This is a genomic window from Klebsiella sp. KPN54798 (assembly GCF_021184225.1).
GTDB classification, from domain to species: Bacteria; Pseudomonadota; Gammaproteobacteria; order Enterobacterales; family Enterobacteriaceae; genus Klebsiella; species Klebsiella pneumoniae.
Window position 1 is genome coordinate 2,810,497 of the sequence record NZ_CP089234.1, and the last position, 15,173, is coordinate 2,825,669.

Genomic DNA, 15,173 nt, shown 5'->3' on the forward strand with positions numbered 1-15,173 from the left:
GACAACATGCAGCTTGGTGTCATTGCCGATGACTTCACCGGCGCCACGGATATTGCCAGCTTCCTCGTGCGCAACGGCATGCCGACGGTGCAACTGAATGGCGTGCCGACCCGCGATCTTCCGCTGACCAGCGAGGCGGTGGTCATCAGCCTGAAAACTCGCTCCTGCCCGGCGGAAATGGCCGTCAGCCAGTCGCTGGCGGCCCTGCGCTGGCTGCAGGCCCAGGGCTGTCAGCAGTTTTATTTCAAGTACTGTTCCACTTTCGACAGCACCGCGCAGGGCAACATTGGCCCGGTGCTGGATGCCCTGCTGGCCGAGCTGGGTGAGACGCGGACGGTGATTTCCCCGGCGCTGCCGGTTAACGGCCGCACGGTCTATCAGGGATATCTGTTCGTCGGCGAGCAACTGCTGAATGAGTCCGGGATGCGCCACCATCCGGTGACGCCGATGGAGGATGCGCACCTGGGCCGCTTAATTGAGCGCCAGGGGCGCGGAAAAGCCGCGCTGATTGCCTGGCCGATTGTCGCCCGGGGGCCGGAGGCGGTCGCCGCCGCGCTGGCGGCAGTCAACGATCCGGCGGTGCGCTATGTGGTGCTCGACGCCCTCAGCGAACAGGATCTGCTCACCCAGGGCGTGGCGCTGCGGGAGATGAAGCTGGTCTCCGGCGGTTCCGGCCTCGCCATCGGCCTCGCCCGCGACTGGGCGCAGCGCCATGGCGCCCGGGGTGAAAGCGCTCAGGCCGGCATGCCGCTGGTCGGCCCGGCGGTGGTGCTCTCGGGCTCCTGCTCGGTGATGACCAACAGCCAGGTGGCGGCCTATCGTCAACAGGCCCCCGCCCGCGCCGTCGACTTAAGCGCCTGCTTTACCGATCTGGAGAGCTACGTCAGGACGCTGACTGACTGGGTGGACGCGCAGCGCGATGCGCCGCTGGCGCCGATGATCTATGCCACCACCGAGCCGCAAACGCTGCAGCGGATCCAGGCGCAGTATGGCGACAAGGCCAGCAGCGAACGGGTGGAACAGCTGTTTGCCGCCCTTGCCGCCGCCCTGAAGGCGAAAGGATTTACCCGCTTTATTGTGGCCGGAGGGGAAACGTCGAGCATTGTGGCGCAGACCCTGGGGGTTGAGGCGTTCCATATTGGGCCGACCATCTCCCCTGGCGTGCCCTGGGTGCGTGACACCCGCCAGCCGCTCTCCCTGGCGCTGAAGTCAGGTAACTTCGGCGATATCCAGTTCTTTGCCCGTGCCCAGCAGGAGTTTCGTCATGACTGAGCAACAACTGCGAGAGGAAATGGTGCAGATTGGCGCCTCGTTGTTTAGCCGCGGCTATGCCACCGGCTCCGCTGGCAATCTGTCGCTGCTGCTGCCGGACGGCAACCTGCTGGCGACGCCGACCGGCGCCTGCCTCGGCGAACTGCAGGCTCAGCGGTTGTCGGTGGTGACGCTGCAAGGGGAATGGATCTCCGGCGACAAACCGTCGAAAGAGGTCACTTTTCACCGGGCGGTCTATTTGCACAACCCGGCCTGCAAGGCGATCGTCCACTTGCACAGCCACTATCTAACCGCGCTCTCCTGCCTGCAGGGGCTCGATCCGCACAACTGTATCCGCCCCTTTACCCCCTATGTGGTGATGCGCGTCGGCGACGTCCCGGTGGTTCCCTACTACCGGCCGGGCGATGACCGTATTGCCCAGGCGCTGGCCGGGCTGGCGCCGCGCTATAACGCCTTTTTACTGGCCAACCACGGACCGGTGGTTACTGGCTCATCGCTGCGCGAAGCCACCAACAATACCGAGGAACTGGAAGAGACCGCACGGCTGATATTTACCCTCGGCAACCGCGAGATCCGCTACCTGACCGCTGACGAAGTGAAAGAACTGAGATAAAACCATGCCAAAATTCGCTGCAAATTTATCCATGCTGTTTACCGAACTGCCGTTCCTGGAACGCTTTGCCGCCGCTGCCCGGGCGGGATTTGAAGCCGTTGAGTTTCTGTTTCCCTATGAGTATGCCGCCGGGGAAATCAGACAGCGCCTGCAGGAGAACCAGCTGCAGCTGGTGCTGTTCAATACCCCACCCGGCGACGTCAACGCCGGAGAATGGGGGCTCGCCGCCATCCCCGGGAGAAGCGCGGAGGCCCGACGCGATATTGAGCTGGCGCTGGAGTATGCCTGCCAGCTCGGTTGCCCGCAGGTGCATATCATGGCCGGCGTGGTGCCGCCGGGAGCGGATCGCGCAGCCTGCGAGGCCGTGCTTATCGATAATCTGCGCTACGCCGCGGAGTGCTTTGCCCGCCACGACAAGCGGATACTCATCGAAGCGCTGAATCCGCAGACCAAACCGGGCTATCTCTACCACAGTCAATATCAGACGCTGGCGATGGTGAAACGGGTCGACAGGCCGAACCTGGCGGTGCAGTTAGATCTGTTTCACGCGCAGAAGGTGGACGGCAATTTAAGCCATCTTATTACCGAATATGCCGGCCAGTATCGCCATATTCAGATTGCCTCCCTGCCCGACCGTCATGAACCGGATGAGGGCGAAATAAACTATCCGTGGCTCTATGCGCTACTGGATAAAACCGGTTATGACGGCTGGATCGGCTGCGAATATATCCCCCGGACAGACACGCTTTCCGGGCTGGGGTGGTTCTCGCCCTACCGGAAAAAATAAACGCCGTTTTCTAAAAAAATAACTCTCTGTACACCTGTTAATACCCGAGGCAAACCTATGTCGACATCGGCGCTGTTACTTATTGCGTTAGCCAGCGTAGTGCTGTTGCTCCTGTTAGTGATCAAAGCGAAAGCACATCCTTTTGTGGCGCTCCTGATCGTCAGCCTGCTGGTGGCATTCGCCACCGGCATTCCGGCAGATAAAATTATAACCACCATTGAAAAAGGCATGGGCGGCCTGCTTGGCCACATCGCCAGCATTATTATTCTGGGCTCAATGCTGGGGGTGCTGATTGAAATGTCCGGCGGCGCCGAATCGCTGGCGAAAACGTTGACCGGCGTACTGGGTGCAAAACGAACCATTGCCGCCTTAACCATTGTGGCTTTTATTCTCGGCACCCCGGTCTTTTTTGAAGTCGGCTTTATCATCATCATTCCGTTAATCTACGGCTTCAGCAAAGTCGCCCACGTGTCGCCGATGAAGTTTGGCCTGCCGATGGCCGGCGTGATGTTAACCGTCCACGTGGCGCTGCCCACCCATCCTGGCGCAGCGGCTGCGGCAGGCATTCTGCATAGCGATGTCGGTTGGCTGATGCTGGCGGGGATTGGGGTGTCGGTGGTCGTCGGTATCGTGGGCTATTTTGTCGCCCGGTTTATCAATCGGCGCCATTATCATCTGTCGATTAACGTGCTGGAGCAGCAACAAACGGCGGAAGTACCGGATCTCTCGGTTAACGCGCAGCAGACCCGTCTGCCGCCGCCGAATGCGCTGGTTATCGGTGGGCTGATCGTGGTGCCCATCATGCTGATTGTTTCCGGGACGCTGTGTCAGGCGCTTCTGCTGCCGGAAAACGCGGTTCGCCAGCTGATGACCGTCATTGGTACCCCGCCGGTCGCCCTGCTGATCTCCCTGGGCCTGGCCAGCTGGACGCTGGGCATCCGTCGGCGGATGAGCCTGAAAAAGCTGGGCGAAGTCACCGGCAGCGCGATCCCCTCGTCGGCGGACGTGATCCTCGTCGCCGGCGCCGGCGGCGCCTTTGGCGGCGTACTGGTCGCTTCCGGCATCGGTAATGCCTTAGCCGAGGCGCTGGAGACAATACATCTGCCGCTGATGCCCGCCGCTTTTCTGCTATCGCTGGTGCTCAGAGCCTCGCAGGGTTCGGCCACCGTGGCGATCCTCACCACCTCCGGTCTGCTGTCGCAGGCGGTTGTCGGTCTGGAGCCGCTGCAGCTGGTGCTGGTGACGCTGGCGACCTGCTTCGGCTCGCTCGGGCTGTCGCACGTCAACGACGCCGGGTTCTGGGTCGTCACGCGCTATCTCGGACTCTCGGTGCCGGATGGACTCAAAACCTGGACCGTCTTGACAACCATCATGGGGGTGACGGGCTTTCTCATCACCTGGCTGCTGTGGTTTGCGCTTTGATGTTAACCTGGGTGGCTCCGGCCACCTTAACTTCGCCCCGGCACAGGCCCTGACCCACTACCGCTGTCAGACCGCAGACCCGCTGCCGACAGCGTCACCGGGATAAAATAGCGTACGCGATAGCGCCTGTCCCCTGCCTCTTCGCCTTCCGCATGGCGGGTTATAAAACATTCAATGTCATAGCCATCCCGACGACTTACCCCCAGGGATGGCAGCAGCTCCATATACAGATCGCTGGATAAACGAGCATAACGTGACCAACTGCCGTAGAATTCAACCCCGACATAAAGCCCTGACCGGGTGGTCAGCGAGCTGTTCATGGCCAGCGCGGGGGGCAGCTTTCCCGCCTCATGACAGCCGACAAAAGCGTTAACCTCGACGTTAAGCTCATTTTTACTCGCCGCGGCGTAGTCGGAAAGTACGGAAAGTACGGAAAGCGAGCCTCCGCCAGCGGTGAAAAAACGGTCAACCTTTTGTCTGATGCTCGTCTTAGCGGTGCTTTGCAACACCAAATCCGACAGGCGCAGTTCATACTTCATCGGATAGCCGTAATAGACCTGTTCCGGCAGAGAAAAAAAACGAGCCAGAGGTAGGCTCTCTCCGTCCGGGTGAAACTTTTTCAACAGCTTTGCCGTGTCCCAGTGCGCCGCGCAACGGTATTCACGTGGCGAGAGCGAAAAGCGCTTCTTAAACTCCCGGGAAAAGGTCTGCGGCGAGTCATAGCTTAACTGCCAGGCAATAGCGGCGATCGGTTGCCGTGTTAAGCGCAGACTGACCGCTGCGATGGTCAACCGCCGCAGACGAATATACTGCCCGATGGGTAACTGGCCATACTGGTAAAACACGTCGTACACAAACCGACGCGAATAGCCCATATACTGCGCCAGGTCATCGATCGCCGGGTTACAATAGATATTATCCTCCAGCCACGCCAGCATTTTCAAATAGAGCATCTGCTTCATGAGTACGGCATACATCCTGTATTCTTGTCCTCCGCTAATTTTAACAACAGAGCGCGGCTATCACTAAGCTTTTTATGCATCGCAAAAATAAAAAAACGGGAAACGGCTTTAAATAGTGACAAATATATGCTTAAGGTTTTGTTTATTAGGAACTTTCGCATATCAATATACCGTTATCTCACTTTCCCCACCAGATATTGCATTAATGGAAAACATCCCTTAGATTACCACGGCTAAAAATTGTACCCGCATCATCATTATATTCTTTAATTTATCCAGATATGTTTTTTAATGCCCACAGGGAAGTTATATGACTAATTTTTTGTTCAATATAAAAAATCACTATTTGCGAGTCGCTATTGCTGAACTGGTTGATGAAGCGATGAAGGCCGCCGGGCGGCCACACTATCAGTTTTCTCAACAATGGGATGCAGGATCGATGGCGCAAGCTGATGTGATATTCACGGAAATGGTCGCGGGGGAGTGGTACTTGTGTCAGGATCTTTTTCAGCATGCCCCGGAACAATATACGCTTTTTATTTTCCCGGACAATGAACACGCTACCGTAGATGAGGGTTTACCGAATTGTCTGCAGCATGCGGTATTTATGCCGCCTCACGCTCGCGTTCAGCGGCTGAAAGATGAGATAGCTAACGCCATCGAGCGTCCGCTGCTACCGCGGCAAGACCCGCCGTTCAATCGTCTGCGGCGTTGCATTAATTGCGCCTGCAGGTCGGTCAGCGACGCGCAAACCAAAGTCATTTACGCGTTCAGTATTGGCCTGAGCCCGCATGAAGTCGCCGCTGCGCTAAATATTAGTCCCAAAACGATTCATTCACATAAAAAGAATATTATGAGTAAATTTAATTTGAATAGCCGTCAGCAGTTTAACAACCTTGTGCAACTGCTCGCCAAACGCTGATACAACTCGTCATTTTATTCTGTCAAACAATCATCTTCTGGAACGGAAAACATACCGTCTCTTGCGCCTTTCCTGAATATAGGAAAAGCCACTCCATAAAGAAATGATGGGACATAAAATCAGACACAAAATAATAAAGAAGTCGCTCATATCAAACCTGACAAAAGGATTTAATTTAGAGTGATAATATTCACTCGATTATATTCAGGCAAGACCAGCGCCTCATTTTTGAGAGTGGGAAATAGAATGGTAGGATAATTCCTGGTAGCGAATATTAACAGGTAAAATAAGACGCAGCGCCAGTGTCTGAGGAGGGAATGAGAGGCCTGTTAGCGTCTTTTTGCATTGAGGATGAGAAAAAGATAGCCAAATGTGTAATTCCCTGTACAGTGGACGGAATCACAAAGTGAAGCTCGCGTTCCGCGTAGCGGACATCACGGTTGGTTGAATGTTTGTACATATCAGCCTCGCCCTCCTTTAGGGTCAGGCCATACTCATCTTGCATGCTGAGCGCGGATGTTCTTACGCCGCGGGAGCGATCGTAACAACTATGCTAACCACCCTGATTTACCGCAGCCAGGTTCATCCTGACCGCCCGCCCGTCGATCTCGACGCTTTAGTCCATCGCGCCAGCAGTAAAAATTTGCCCCTTGGCATCACCGGCATTCTGCTGTTTAACGGCCTGCAGTTTTTCCAGGTCCTGGAAGGGACTGAGGAGGCACTTGAGTCGCTGTTCAGCGAAATCCAAAGCGACCCGCGTCATCGCGACGTAGTGGAGCTGATGCGCGATTACTCAGCCTACCGACGTTTTCACGGCACCGGAATGCGCATACTGGATCTCCGGCTGTTTGAAACCGATGGCGCGCTGGAGGAAATTCTGCGCTTTAGCACGTTTGGGGTCACCGAACCGGTCAACGACCGGATGTTCCGGCTGCTTAGCGCCTTCATTGCCGACGGCGGCCGCTATTGCCTGCCCGAGCCGCTGCAGCCCTCTCGCTGGATGATGATGCCCGCGTCAGGTACGGCCGCGCCGCAGCACCTGCCCGGTCAACCTTGCCAGTTTGCTCTGCAGGCTATTGTCGAGCCGGCTAAAAAGCGAGTTTCTTCCTTTGAGGCTCTGATCCGCAGCCCAACCGGCGGCTCTCCCGTGGAAATGTTTGCCGCCATTGCGGCGGAGGATCGCTACCGTTTTGATCTTGAAAGCAAAGCGTTTGCATTCGCTCTCGCCGGCCAGCTGCCGCTCGGGAAACATCAGCTGGCGATTAACCTGTTGCCCGGATCGCTGTATCACCACCCTGACGCCGTAGGCTGGCTGATGGACAGCCTGCTGGCGGCCGGCCTCAGACCGGATCAGGTACTGATCGAGGTGACCGAGACAGAGGTGATCACCTGCTTTGACCAGTTCCGCAAGGTGCTCAAAGCCCTGCGCGTCGCGGGCATGAAGCTGGCCATCGACGACTTTGGCGCAGGTTATTCCGGCCTGTCGTTACTGACCCGTTTTCAGCCTGATAAAATCAAAGTGGATGCGGAACTGGTGCGCGATATCCATATTAGCGGCACCAAACAGGCGATTGTCGCCTCGGTCGTCCGCTGCTGCGAGGATCTTGGCATTACGGTGGTGGCTGAAGGTGTCGAAACCCTGGAGGAGTGGTGCTGGCTGCAGTCGGTGGGCATACGCCTGTTTCAGGGCTTTCTCTTTTCCCGACCCTGCCTTAACGGCATCGGGGAGATTTGCTGGCCGGTAGCGCGCCAGGCAATGGACCTGTAAGGCCGCGCCCCCGGGCATCGTCACTGCCAGTGGGCAAGCTTTTCGCTCAGCGCCGCCAGGGCATATCGTACCGCTTTCGCCACCACGGTCTCACAGTCGCCGGCAAAGCACATCCGTTTGGTTTCAGTCTGGCCGCGAAAATTCCAGGCAAACCATACCGTGCCGGCGGGGGTACCATCTTCCCCGCCCTCCGGTCCGGCGTAGCCGCTGACGGCGATGGCGATATCGGCCCCGGCGAGCGCCAGAATACCAGAGGACATCTCCTGAACGCAGGTTTCGCTGACGGCGCTGTGTACCGCCAGGGTTTCCGCGCGAACCTGCAGCACGTTGCGCTTGGCTTCATCGCTGAAGGTCACTACGCCGGTATCATAAAATGCCGCGGTATCCGCCTGGGCACAGAGCGCTGCCGCCAGATTCCCTCCGGTGCAGGACTCCGCCGTGGTCAGTCGCCAACCGCGCGCGATCAGCGCCCGAGCCACTTCAGCGGTTAGTTCATGCGTACTGTTTGCGTCGCTATCGATCTCGTCAGTCATTCTTCCTCCTCGCCGAAATTGAAAGAAATAGCAGACTCACTGCGTCTGTTAACAGAATAGCATATCGATTTCTTTGTCGTCGGGAGGCCATTTATATTTTCAGGGGGAAAGGATAAAGGCCCGCAGGGCGGGCCTTTAAGGTAACATCGTCGGAACAACGGTGAATCAAACTTTATGTTCTATCACGCGCCCCTGATTCTCGATCGCAATTTTACGCGGTTTTTCGCTCTCCGGGATCTCCTGGTGGATGGCTATTTTTAAGATGCCGCTATCCAGCTGCGCCTGATTAATTTGGGCGTGTTCAGGAAGAGAGAAACTGAGCTGGAAATTAGCGCGGCGGATACCTTTATAAATCCAGCGTTCACCGCTGTCTGTCGAGGAATCGGTTTCCTGGCGTTTCCCGGAAATATGCAGATTCCCCCCTACGGTTTCTATTTCCAGCTCATCATCTTTCCAGCCAGGCACGCTGACGCTGAGCAGGAAATTGCTGTCGTCGACTTTCTGTAAATCATAAGCCGGTAAAGTGCCCACCGGCGTATCGCCCGTTAACTGGCTGAAAAGACGGTCAATACGATTAAAGCGATCGGCAAAAAGAGAATCAGCAAATACCGGGAGTGCTGACAAGGTTTTGAGTGCCATAATTAACCTCCTGAATATCCATTCAAAAGCTCAACATAAAGGCAAGCATTGCTTGTCCGCTATATAAAATAATATCTAAGGCGCGTTTTTCAAGACCCGAAATAAAAAATTTTTCTTCGCCAGTCTCAGTGAAAAATAAGCATGCCGGTGGCGAAGTTACCCCGCCCGACGGCGGGGCTGTGGCGCTTCTGAGTCCCATAACTGATGCTGTTTAACATTCAATAAACAGAAGCGACATGTATATATAACTTGTTTAAGGGATGTCAACGTCCGAATCGCTCCCCCTTTGCCGTCGTGTATTCTCCCCATGAACAGTGCGTTTAGCAACACGGCTGCCTCTCAGGGTCCCCTTGCCAACAGCGGCGCTTCGACGTGGCATTCGCCTTGTTGCCGTCAACCGGACGCCGCTGGTGAAAATATACCCGGCCGGGTAAGGAACCTTTCATCCGACACCGTGCCTAATGATCTGCATACGCACTTTCTGAGGCACCGCCATGACCAGCATTTTTATCTCAACCACCCTGTTCGCCCTCTTCGCGTCGATGTTGATCGGCCTGGGAATGGTGTGGAAAAGCATTTCCAACAATCCTGATAACTGATTCTGTTGTACGCCGTTGCTGTTCACCCTCCGCAGCGGCGGGTCTACCCCGCCCCTTTTTATCAATGACCACCCCAGGTTTCGCTCAGGCGCAATCTCCTCAAGGACCCGCGCCTGCAAAAGGTATTTTTGAAAAAGCAATTCATACAGTGAATAAGTAACTCTGATTAATATATTTGAGACCAGAATTAACGCATGCAATATAAGCAATTTAAGCAGTTTGTGCCAAATTAGCGGTCATGTCCGCGCAACGCTAAAAAATAAGCCATTGATTAATATACCATTAATTTTACTCGCCAGCTCAAAGTCCAAAATTAGACTTATTGCATTTGTTGATTATTAGAAATATCCTAAAGGCATACGCATTTAATGTTCTCCACTTTAAATGCATGACAACTTTCACGATCGCCATGACTATGCCTGATATTTTAATTAACACTGAAAACATATTTCTTAATCGCGGAATTTGCCAACTGCTTAGCGAGATCGCGAAAGAAGAACACATCCGTGAACCGTATTCCGTTGTGGACTATTCCACAGATATATTAGGTCCGATTGATATGCTGTTCACAGAAATGGCCGCTGGTGAACATTATCTATGCCACCCGTTTTTCAAAAAACTCCCTCCGCACACGTCTATTTTTATTTTCGTCGCCACCGACAGCGCTTTGCAGGTTGAACAGTTACCACTTTGTCTACGCGATGCCACTTTTATCAGCATGAACAGCGACTTGCGCCGCGTAAAAAATCAGATTGCAAAACGTCTGACGGAGTCGACAACATTTAGTTGCGGTGGGCTGGAAAAAGACAGCAGACGCTGTGTCAAATGCCCTCGGTTAACCTTGACCAAATCACAACTTTATATTATCGATGCGATCAGAACGGGAATGAACAATCAGCAGATAGCGCAAAAACTGGGCATCAGTCATAAGACGATCTTCTCTCACAAAATCAATATTATGAAAAAATTCCAAATAGCTACCAAACAAGAGTTAACGAGATTCTCATCTGTTGCTCTTGCGCTTTCCGCAGGAAGGATCGGTTAACGTCGGAATTTATTAAAGCGCATCTTCATTTTTCTTCTTTCTCTAACATAGGACAGGCCAAAAAACAAAGATGTAAACAATAACACCACCGCCAGGACTAATAATAGTAAGTTACTCATAACAACCTTTTAAAAGATAAAGATGATTTTTTAAATAATAAGGGGTGGATGTTTTCAAATACAACCCAGCGACAACCATTTCAGACAAAGGTAAAACTCCGTGCGATAATTCTGAAAGATAATAAAAAGAGTAAAAACGATTTCCTTTATCAGACAGGCGTTAGGGTAATAACGATGAAGCATAAACTGACAATGCCTGGCCTAACGCCCAGCGTGTACTGTCGCGACGTCAGGCAAGATGACGGCCTGAAATAATGGTCTACTGACGTGGAAGGAGCGTGGTGATTGGGCAGGTGAAAACACCGTTTTGCAGCTGTTCTATACTGTTAGTCAGACATCACGCTGGAGGTGGCTATGTGCGGACGTTTTGCGCAAGCGCAAAGCCGGGAAGAATACCTGGCGCATCTCGTGGAAGCGGCCGAACGAGATATTGCCTGGGACTCGGCGCCTATCGGGCGCTATAACGTCGCGCCCGGGACAAAAGTTTTACTCCTCAATGAACGCGATGAGCAACTCCATCTCGATGCCGTTTACTGGGGCTATGCGCCAGGATGGTGGGATAAACCGCCGCTGATTAATGCCCGGGTTGAGACTGCAGCCTCCAGCAGGATGTTCAAGCCGCTGTGGGAGCACGGACGGGCGATCTGCTTCGCCGACGGCTGGTTTGAGTGGAAAAAGGAAGGAAATAAAAAGCAGCCATACTTTATCCAGCGTAAGGATGACCAGCCAATTTTTATGGCCGCGATTGGTCGGACTCCGTTCGAACGTGGGGACCATGCCGAAGGATTCTTGATCGTGACGGCCGCCGCCGATCGCGGTCTTGTCGATATTCATGACCGTCGGCCGTTGGTCCTGACGCCTGAAGCCGCCCGCGAATGGATGAGGCAGGATGTCACCGGCGCGGAAGCGGCGGAGATTGCCAGCGACGGAGCCGTTTCCGCCGACGATTTTACCTGGCACCCGGTAACGCGGGCGGTCGGCAATGTGAAAAATCAGGGGCCCGAATTACTTGCCCCTCTCAGCCCATGACAAACGTAATCAAAGCGGCGGATAACGCATCATGTTCAGCGAAGAGATAATTAAATTTTATACCGCCCTGGAGTAGTGCCGAACATCCGACGGAACAAGGCTATGAAGGCACTCACATTGTCATATCCCAGATCCAGCGCTATCGCCGTCACTGGCTTGCCGGCAGCCAGTAGCTCAAGAGCCCTGAGTAAGCGTATCCGCTGTCGCCATTCATTGAAGCTAAAACCCGTTTCGGCTCGGAATCGTCGCGTGAGCGTGCGTGATGACATGCCGGCCCAGGCTGCCCATTCTTCCAACCTGCGCCCGTCGTCCGGGTTTGCTGACAGCGCCTGCGCGATTCTGAGCAATCGGCTATCTTGCGGCATTGGAAGCCCAAGATTAACCCTGGGAAGGGAACCAATTTCATCAAGAATAACGCCAGCTAAACGTTTTTGGGACGCATTAAGCTCTACACCTTGCCATGCAGCCGCTCGCGTTATCGCTTCACGCAGCAGATTTGTCATTGAGAGAACAGATGGCTTATCAGGTAGCTCGCCACAGGCTTTGGCAGAAACATAAACACTCCATCCTGAATATGGACCGTGCGAGCGCAGGCCGTGCGGAACACCTGGCGGTATCCAGACGGCATGTGTTGCCGGTACCACCCAGCGACAATCACCGCCATCGACCGTAAGTAGCCCACGTATGGCACCGATTAACTGCCCACAGCTGTGATGGTGGCGTGGAGTCTCCCGTATTACCTCAGACTGACGTACCGCGACGAGTAAAGTGGGTCCCTGGGGGGAAAACACCGGTTCGAATGGAATCAATAGATCGTGCATATTGGCGTGTTTGAGGTGTTTAATGTCTTTTATACCGTACTGAAGCCAGTTAGTCGATTGTAAAGTATTCATCGCTTTCACAGAGGACTAACCATCAAAATGATTACTATTACTAGGGTATTGGATGACATTATCAACCACCAACAGATACCACTGGATCGGATACTCAGTCGCTATTTTAGTCCCGGTTATCGGCAGCGTACTGATAACAAGTGGGAAGGATTAGATGGCTTTGCTCAGCATGCGCGTAGACTCCGGGAAATTATCGCCTTCGCTAAAATTGAGTTACATGACGAACTTCGTAACGGGAATCTTTATGCCACAAGGCATCGCGTTCTGTGCACCAGGCGCAGCGGAGAAGAGGTGGACATGGAAGTTTATATGTTCGCTGAAATAGATGATTCCGGGCGCTTCATTCGTATCGAAGAAGCCACGCTAATGCTTAAAGGGAGAGAGAGCGATAGAGATTTAGGCAGCGTGAGGTAAAAGAAATATAAGGTTACGACTAGATCAGACAAAAAACCGGGCAGCACGCCCGGTTATCTTGTCAGACTAAAATTGCCCTACGCACTCAACCCGCGATTTTTCAGCATCGGCTCAATCTGCGGATCGTGTCCGCGCCACTGGCGATACAGTTCAGCTAAATCAGTGCTGTTCCCGCGTGATAAAATCGCCTCACGGAAACGCTGACCGTTCTCACGGGTCAAACCGCCCTGCTCCACGAACCATTGATAGCCGTCGTCGGCCAGCATCTGGGTCCACAGATAGGCGTAATAGCCTGCCGCATAGCCGCCGCCGAAGATATGGGAGAAATAGCTGCTGCGATAGCGCGGGGGGACCGCCGCCAGATCCAGGTTCTCTTCCCGAAGCACCAGCTGCTCAAACGCGTCCACCTCCTCCGGTAATGCCGAGGTCGACAGGCTATGCCACCGCATATCGAGTAACGCAGCAGCCAACAGCTCGCTCATGTCGTACCCTTTATTGAAGGTTGCCGCACGCAACATATTGTCGCGTAGCGCTTGCGGCATCGGCTCCCCGGACTGGTAGTGCTTCGCGTAGTGGGCAAACACCTGCGGCTGGCTGGCCCAGTGTTCGAAGATCTGCGAAGGAAATTCGACAAAATCGCGCGGCGTATTGGTCCCCGAGAGACTGGCGTAGCGCTGGCTGGCGAACAGCCCATGCAGGGTATGGCCGAACTCATGAAACAGGGTGATCACCTCATCCCACGACAGCAGCGCGCTCTGCCCTGCCTGCGGGCGGACGTAGTTGCAGACATTGTAGATAACCGGGCGCTGCGCGCGCAGAGTCGACTGTTCGACAAACACATCCATCCATGCGCCGCCGCTCTTTGAGTCACGAGCGTAGTAGTCACCGTAAAACAGCGCCATCCCTTCGCCGTTGTGATCGAAGATCTCCCAGACCCGCACATCCGGGTGATAGACCGGTATATCGAAGCGCTCAACAAAGCGCAGACCAAAGAGCTGCGAGGCCGTCCAGAATACACCGTCTTGCAGCACCCGCTCGAGGGCAAAATAGGGTTTGAGCTGCGCGTCATCAATGGCATAGGCAGCCCGCCGCACCTGCTCGCTGTAGTAAAGCCAGTCCCATGCCGTCGCGCGAAAACCCCCGCCTTCGTTGTCGATCACCTGCTGGATGTCCGCCAGCTCTCGTTCCGCCCTCGCCCGCGCCGCCGGCGCTATCCGGCGCATAAAGCCCAATGCCTCCGCCGGGGAAGCCGCCATTTGATCGGTCAGCGCCCAGCTGGCGTAATCAGCGGCTCCCAACAGCTCAGCCTGCTGCGCGCGGATCGCCGCCAGCCGCAGTACCAGGGCACGCGTATCATGCTCATCGCCCTGCTGATTGCGGGTCCAGCCGGCGGCGAAGAGATTCTCCCGCGTTTGCCGGTCGCGCAGCGCAAGCAGCTGCGGCTGCTGGGTGGTATTGGTCAGCGTCAGCAACCAGCGGTCGCTAAGCCCTCTTTCACGCGCTGCGTCAGCTGCCGCCGCTATCTCCTCATCGCTCAGGCCAGCCAGTTGATGCCGGTAATCAACCACCAGGCCGCCGCTTTTTGCCGCTCCCAGCAGTCGCTGCTGGAACTGACTTTGCAGCGTAGCCGCTTCGGTGTTAAGTGTGCGCAGCGCCGCCTGCTGCTCGGGAGCCAGCGTCGCCCCGGCGTGAACAAAACGTTGCCACGTCAGGGTCAGGAGACGATAGGACTCGCTGTCCAGCGCCAGCGCGTCGCGCTGCTCGTAGACGCTGTTCACGCGCTGAAACAAGGCCGCATTAAGCCAGATGTCATTCCCCAGCTCGGCGAGTTCGGCGGAAAATTGTTCATCCAGTGATTGAATATAAGGATTGGTATGGGCGCCAGCCATGGCGAAAAAGACCCGCGTCACCCGCGCCAGCAGCTGACCACTCTGCTCCAGCGCCTCGAGCGTGTTGGCGAAACTGGCCGGCTGCGGATTGTCGATAATAGCGCGAATTTCGGCCCGCTGCTGCCGGACGCCCTCATCAAACGCCGGGCGATAGTGGCTGTCGTCAATCACATCGAACGGCGGCGCCTGGTAAGGCAACGTACTGACGCTAAAAAAGGGGTTTCGTTCGGACATCTTTCTCTCCTGTACAGGCTAATGCTGTAAGAT

The 15,173-nt window shown here is 55.0% G+C and carries 20 protein-coding genes; 11 read left to right on the forward strand and 9 right to left on the reverse strand.

Annotation, left to right across the window (positions count from 1 at the left end):
- The first annotated feature begins 6 nt into the window (after nt 1-6).
- The 4 genes from otnK to LPQ25_RS13640 are packed head-to-tail and all read left to right on the forward strand — an operon-like array spanning nt 7 to nt 4,094.
- Nucleotides 7-1,272: a 3-oxo-tetronate kinase gene (gene otnK / locus LPQ25_RS13625; protein WP_004224682.1), complete on the forward strand. Its 1,266-nt coding sequence runs from the start codon at nt 7-9 to the stop codon at nt 1,270-1,272.
- Nucleotides 1,265-1,885 carry a 3-oxo-tetronate 4-phosphate decarboxylase gene (gene otnC, locus LPQ25_RS13630; RefSeq protein ID WP_002210516.1) on the forward strand — a complete coding sequence of 207 codons (621 nt, stop codon included), beginning with the start codon at nt 1,265-1,267 and terminating at the stop codon, nt 1,883-1,885. The genes otnK and otnC overlap by 8 nt, the downstream gene beginning before the upstream one ends.
- 4 nt (nt 1,886-1,889) lie before the next feature.
- Entirely contained in the window at nt 1,890-2,672 is a 783-nt protein-coding gene (locus tag LPQ25_RS13635) for an HPr family phosphocarrier protein (protein WP_004183945.1), read from the forward strand.
- Nucleotides 2,673-2,729: 57 nt separating this feature from the next.
- Nucleotides 2,730-4,094 carry a GntP family transporter gene (locus LPQ25_RS13640; RefSeq protein ID WP_014907642.1) on the forward strand — a complete coding sequence of 455 codons (1,365 nt, stop codon included), beginning with the start codon at nt 2,730-2,732 and terminating at the stop codon, nt 4,092-4,094.
- A 26-nt stretch (nt 4,095-4,120) separates the two neighbouring features.
- Here the strand turns inward: LPQ25_RS13640 and LPQ25_RS13645 are convergent, their stop codons facing one another.
- The gene (locus LPQ25_RS13645) at nt 4,121-5,056 is read right to left on the reverse strand and encodes a helix-turn-helix domain-containing protein (protein WP_014907643.1); all 936 of its coding nucleotides are present in this window, start codon (nt 5,054-5,056) and stop codon (nt 4,121-4,123) included.
- A gap of 310 nt (nt 5,057-5,366) precedes the next feature.
- Between LPQ25_RS13645 and kbvR the strand changes: the two genes are divergently transcribed.
- Nucleotides 5,367-5,978, forward strand: a complete 612-nt coding sequence (gene kbvR, locus LPQ25_RS13650) for a LuxR family transcriptional regulator KbvR (RefSeq protein ID WP_002903816.1) — start codon at nt 5,367-5,369, stop codon at nt 5,976-5,978.
- Nucleotides 5,979-6,008: 30 nt separating this feature from the next.
- Here kbvR and LPQ25_RS27415 read toward each other — a convergent pair whose 3' ends face one another.
- Nucleotides 6,009-6,128, reverse strand: coding sequence for a small membrane protein (locus LPQ25_RS27415; RefSeq protein ID WP_004195995.1), 120 nt, complete (start codon nt 6,126-6,128; stop codon nt 6,009-6,011).
- A 400-nt stretch (nt 6,129-6,528) separates the two neighbouring features.
- Between LPQ25_RS27415 and LPQ25_RS13655 the strand changes: the two genes are divergently transcribed.
- The gene (locus LPQ25_RS13655) at nt 6,529-7,746 is read left to right on the forward strand and encodes a diguanylate phosphodiesterase (RefSeq protein WP_004892184.1); all 1,218 of its coding nucleotides are present in this window, start codon (nt 6,529-6,531) and stop codon (nt 7,744-7,746) included.
- Between the two features lie 20 nt (nt 7,747-7,766).
- Here the strand turns inward: LPQ25_RS13655 and LPQ25_RS13660 are convergent, their stop codons facing one another.
- The 3 genes from LPQ25_RS13660 to LPQ25_RS13670 all read right to left on the reverse strand — a co-directional run bounded on the left by LPQ25_RS13660 (nt 7,767) and on the right by LPQ25_RS13670 (nt 9,462).
- Nucleotides 7,767-8,279 (reverse strand): 2-oxo-tetronate isomerase, encoded by a 513-nt coding sequence (locus LPQ25_RS13660; protein WP_014907644.1) that lies wholly within the window; start codon nt 8,277-8,279, stop codon nt 7,767-7,769.
- A 165-nt stretch (nt 8,280-8,444) separates the two neighbouring features.
- On the reverse strand, nt 8,445-8,918 hold the full coding sequence (locus tag LPQ25_RS13665; protein ID WP_004183942.1) for an Hsp20 family protein: 474 nt from the start codon (nt 8,916-8,918) through the stop codon (nt 8,445-8,447).
- A gap of 442 nt (nt 8,919-9,360) precedes the next feature.
- Entirely contained in the window at nt 9,361-9,462 is a 102-nt protein-coding gene (locus LPQ25_RS13670) for a hypothetical protein (protein WP_223174880.1), read from the reverse strand.
- Between LPQ25_RS13670 and LPQ25_RS27300 the strand changes: the two genes are divergently transcribed.
- The 3 genes from LPQ25_RS27300 to LPQ25_RS13680 all read left to right on the forward strand — a co-directional run bounded on the left by LPQ25_RS27300 (nt 9,422) and on the right by LPQ25_RS13680 (nt 10,562).
- Nucleotides 9,422-9,517, forward strand: a complete 96-nt coding sequence (locus LPQ25_RS27300) for a YnaM/YnfT family protein (RefSeq protein ID WP_271229884.1) — start codon at nt 9,422-9,424, stop codon at nt 9,515-9,517. The genes LPQ25_RS13670 and LPQ25_RS27300 overlap by 41 nt on opposite strands.
- 219 nt (nt 9,518-9,736) lie before the next feature.
- Nucleotides 9,737-9,859, forward strand: coding sequence for a hypothetical protein (locus tag LPQ25_RS13675; protein ID WP_004148318.1), 123 nt, complete (start codon nt 9,737-9,739; stop codon nt 9,857-9,859).
- Between the two features lie 67 nt (nt 9,860-9,926).
- A complete protein-coding gene (locus LPQ25_RS13680; RefSeq protein ID WP_014907645.1) occupies nt 9,927-10,562 on the forward strand; it encodes a helix-turn-helix transcriptional regulator in 636 nt (211 codons plus the stop codon).
- Here the strand turns inward: LPQ25_RS13680 and LPQ25_RS13685 are convergent.
- Together LPQ25_RS13685 and LPQ25_RS13690 are read right to left on the reverse strand one after the other, a co-directional pair.
- A complete protein-coding gene (locus LPQ25_RS13685; RefSeq protein ID WP_004143611.1) occupies nt 10,559-10,681 on the reverse strand; it encodes a small membrane protein in 123 nt (40 codons plus the stop codon). The genes LPQ25_RS13680 and LPQ25_RS13685 overlap by 4 nt on opposite strands.
- Nucleotides 10,682-10,735: 54 nt before the next feature.
- The gene (locus LPQ25_RS13690; protein ID WP_004219446.1) at nt 10,736-10,864 is read right to left on the reverse strand and encodes a hypothetical protein; all 129 of its coding nucleotides are present in this window, start codon (nt 10,862-10,864) and stop codon (nt 10,736-10,738) included.
- A gap of 171 nt (nt 10,865-11,035) precedes the next feature.
- On the opposite strand from LPQ25_RS13690, the gene LPQ25_RS13695 reads away from it, so the two are divergent.
- The gene (locus LPQ25_RS13695) at nt 11,036-11,710 is read left to right on the forward strand and encodes an SOS response-associated peptidase (protein ID WP_014907646.1); all 675 of its coding nucleotides are present in this window, start codon (nt 11,036-11,038) and stop codon (nt 11,708-11,710) included.
- 50 nt (nt 11,711-11,760) lie between these two features.
- Here the strand turns inward: LPQ25_RS13695 and LPQ25_RS13700 are convergent, their stop codons facing one another.
- A complete protein-coding gene (locus LPQ25_RS13700; protein WP_071888826.1) occupies nt 11,761-12,603 on the reverse strand; it encodes an AraC family transcriptional regulator in 843 nt (280 codons plus the stop codon).
- A 27-nt stretch (nt 12,604-12,630) separates the two neighbouring features.
- Here LPQ25_RS13700 and LPQ25_RS13705 point away from each other — a divergent pair, with 27 nt between their 5' ends.
- On the forward strand, nt 12,631-13,017 hold the full coding sequence (locus tag LPQ25_RS13705; RefSeq protein ID WP_002903735.1) for a nuclear transport factor 2 family protein: 387 nt from the start codon (nt 12,631-12,633) through the stop codon (nt 13,015-13,017).
- Between the two features lie 77 nt (nt 13,018-13,094).
- On the opposite strand, the gene dcp is transcribed toward LPQ25_RS13705, so the two are convergent.
- A complete protein-coding gene (gene dcp / locus LPQ25_RS13710) occupies nt 13,095-15,140 on the reverse strand; it encodes a peptidyl-dipeptidase Dcp (RefSeq protein WP_014907647.1) in 2,046 nt (681 codons plus the stop codon).
- Between the last annotated feature and the right edge of the window lie 33 nt (nt 15,141-15,173).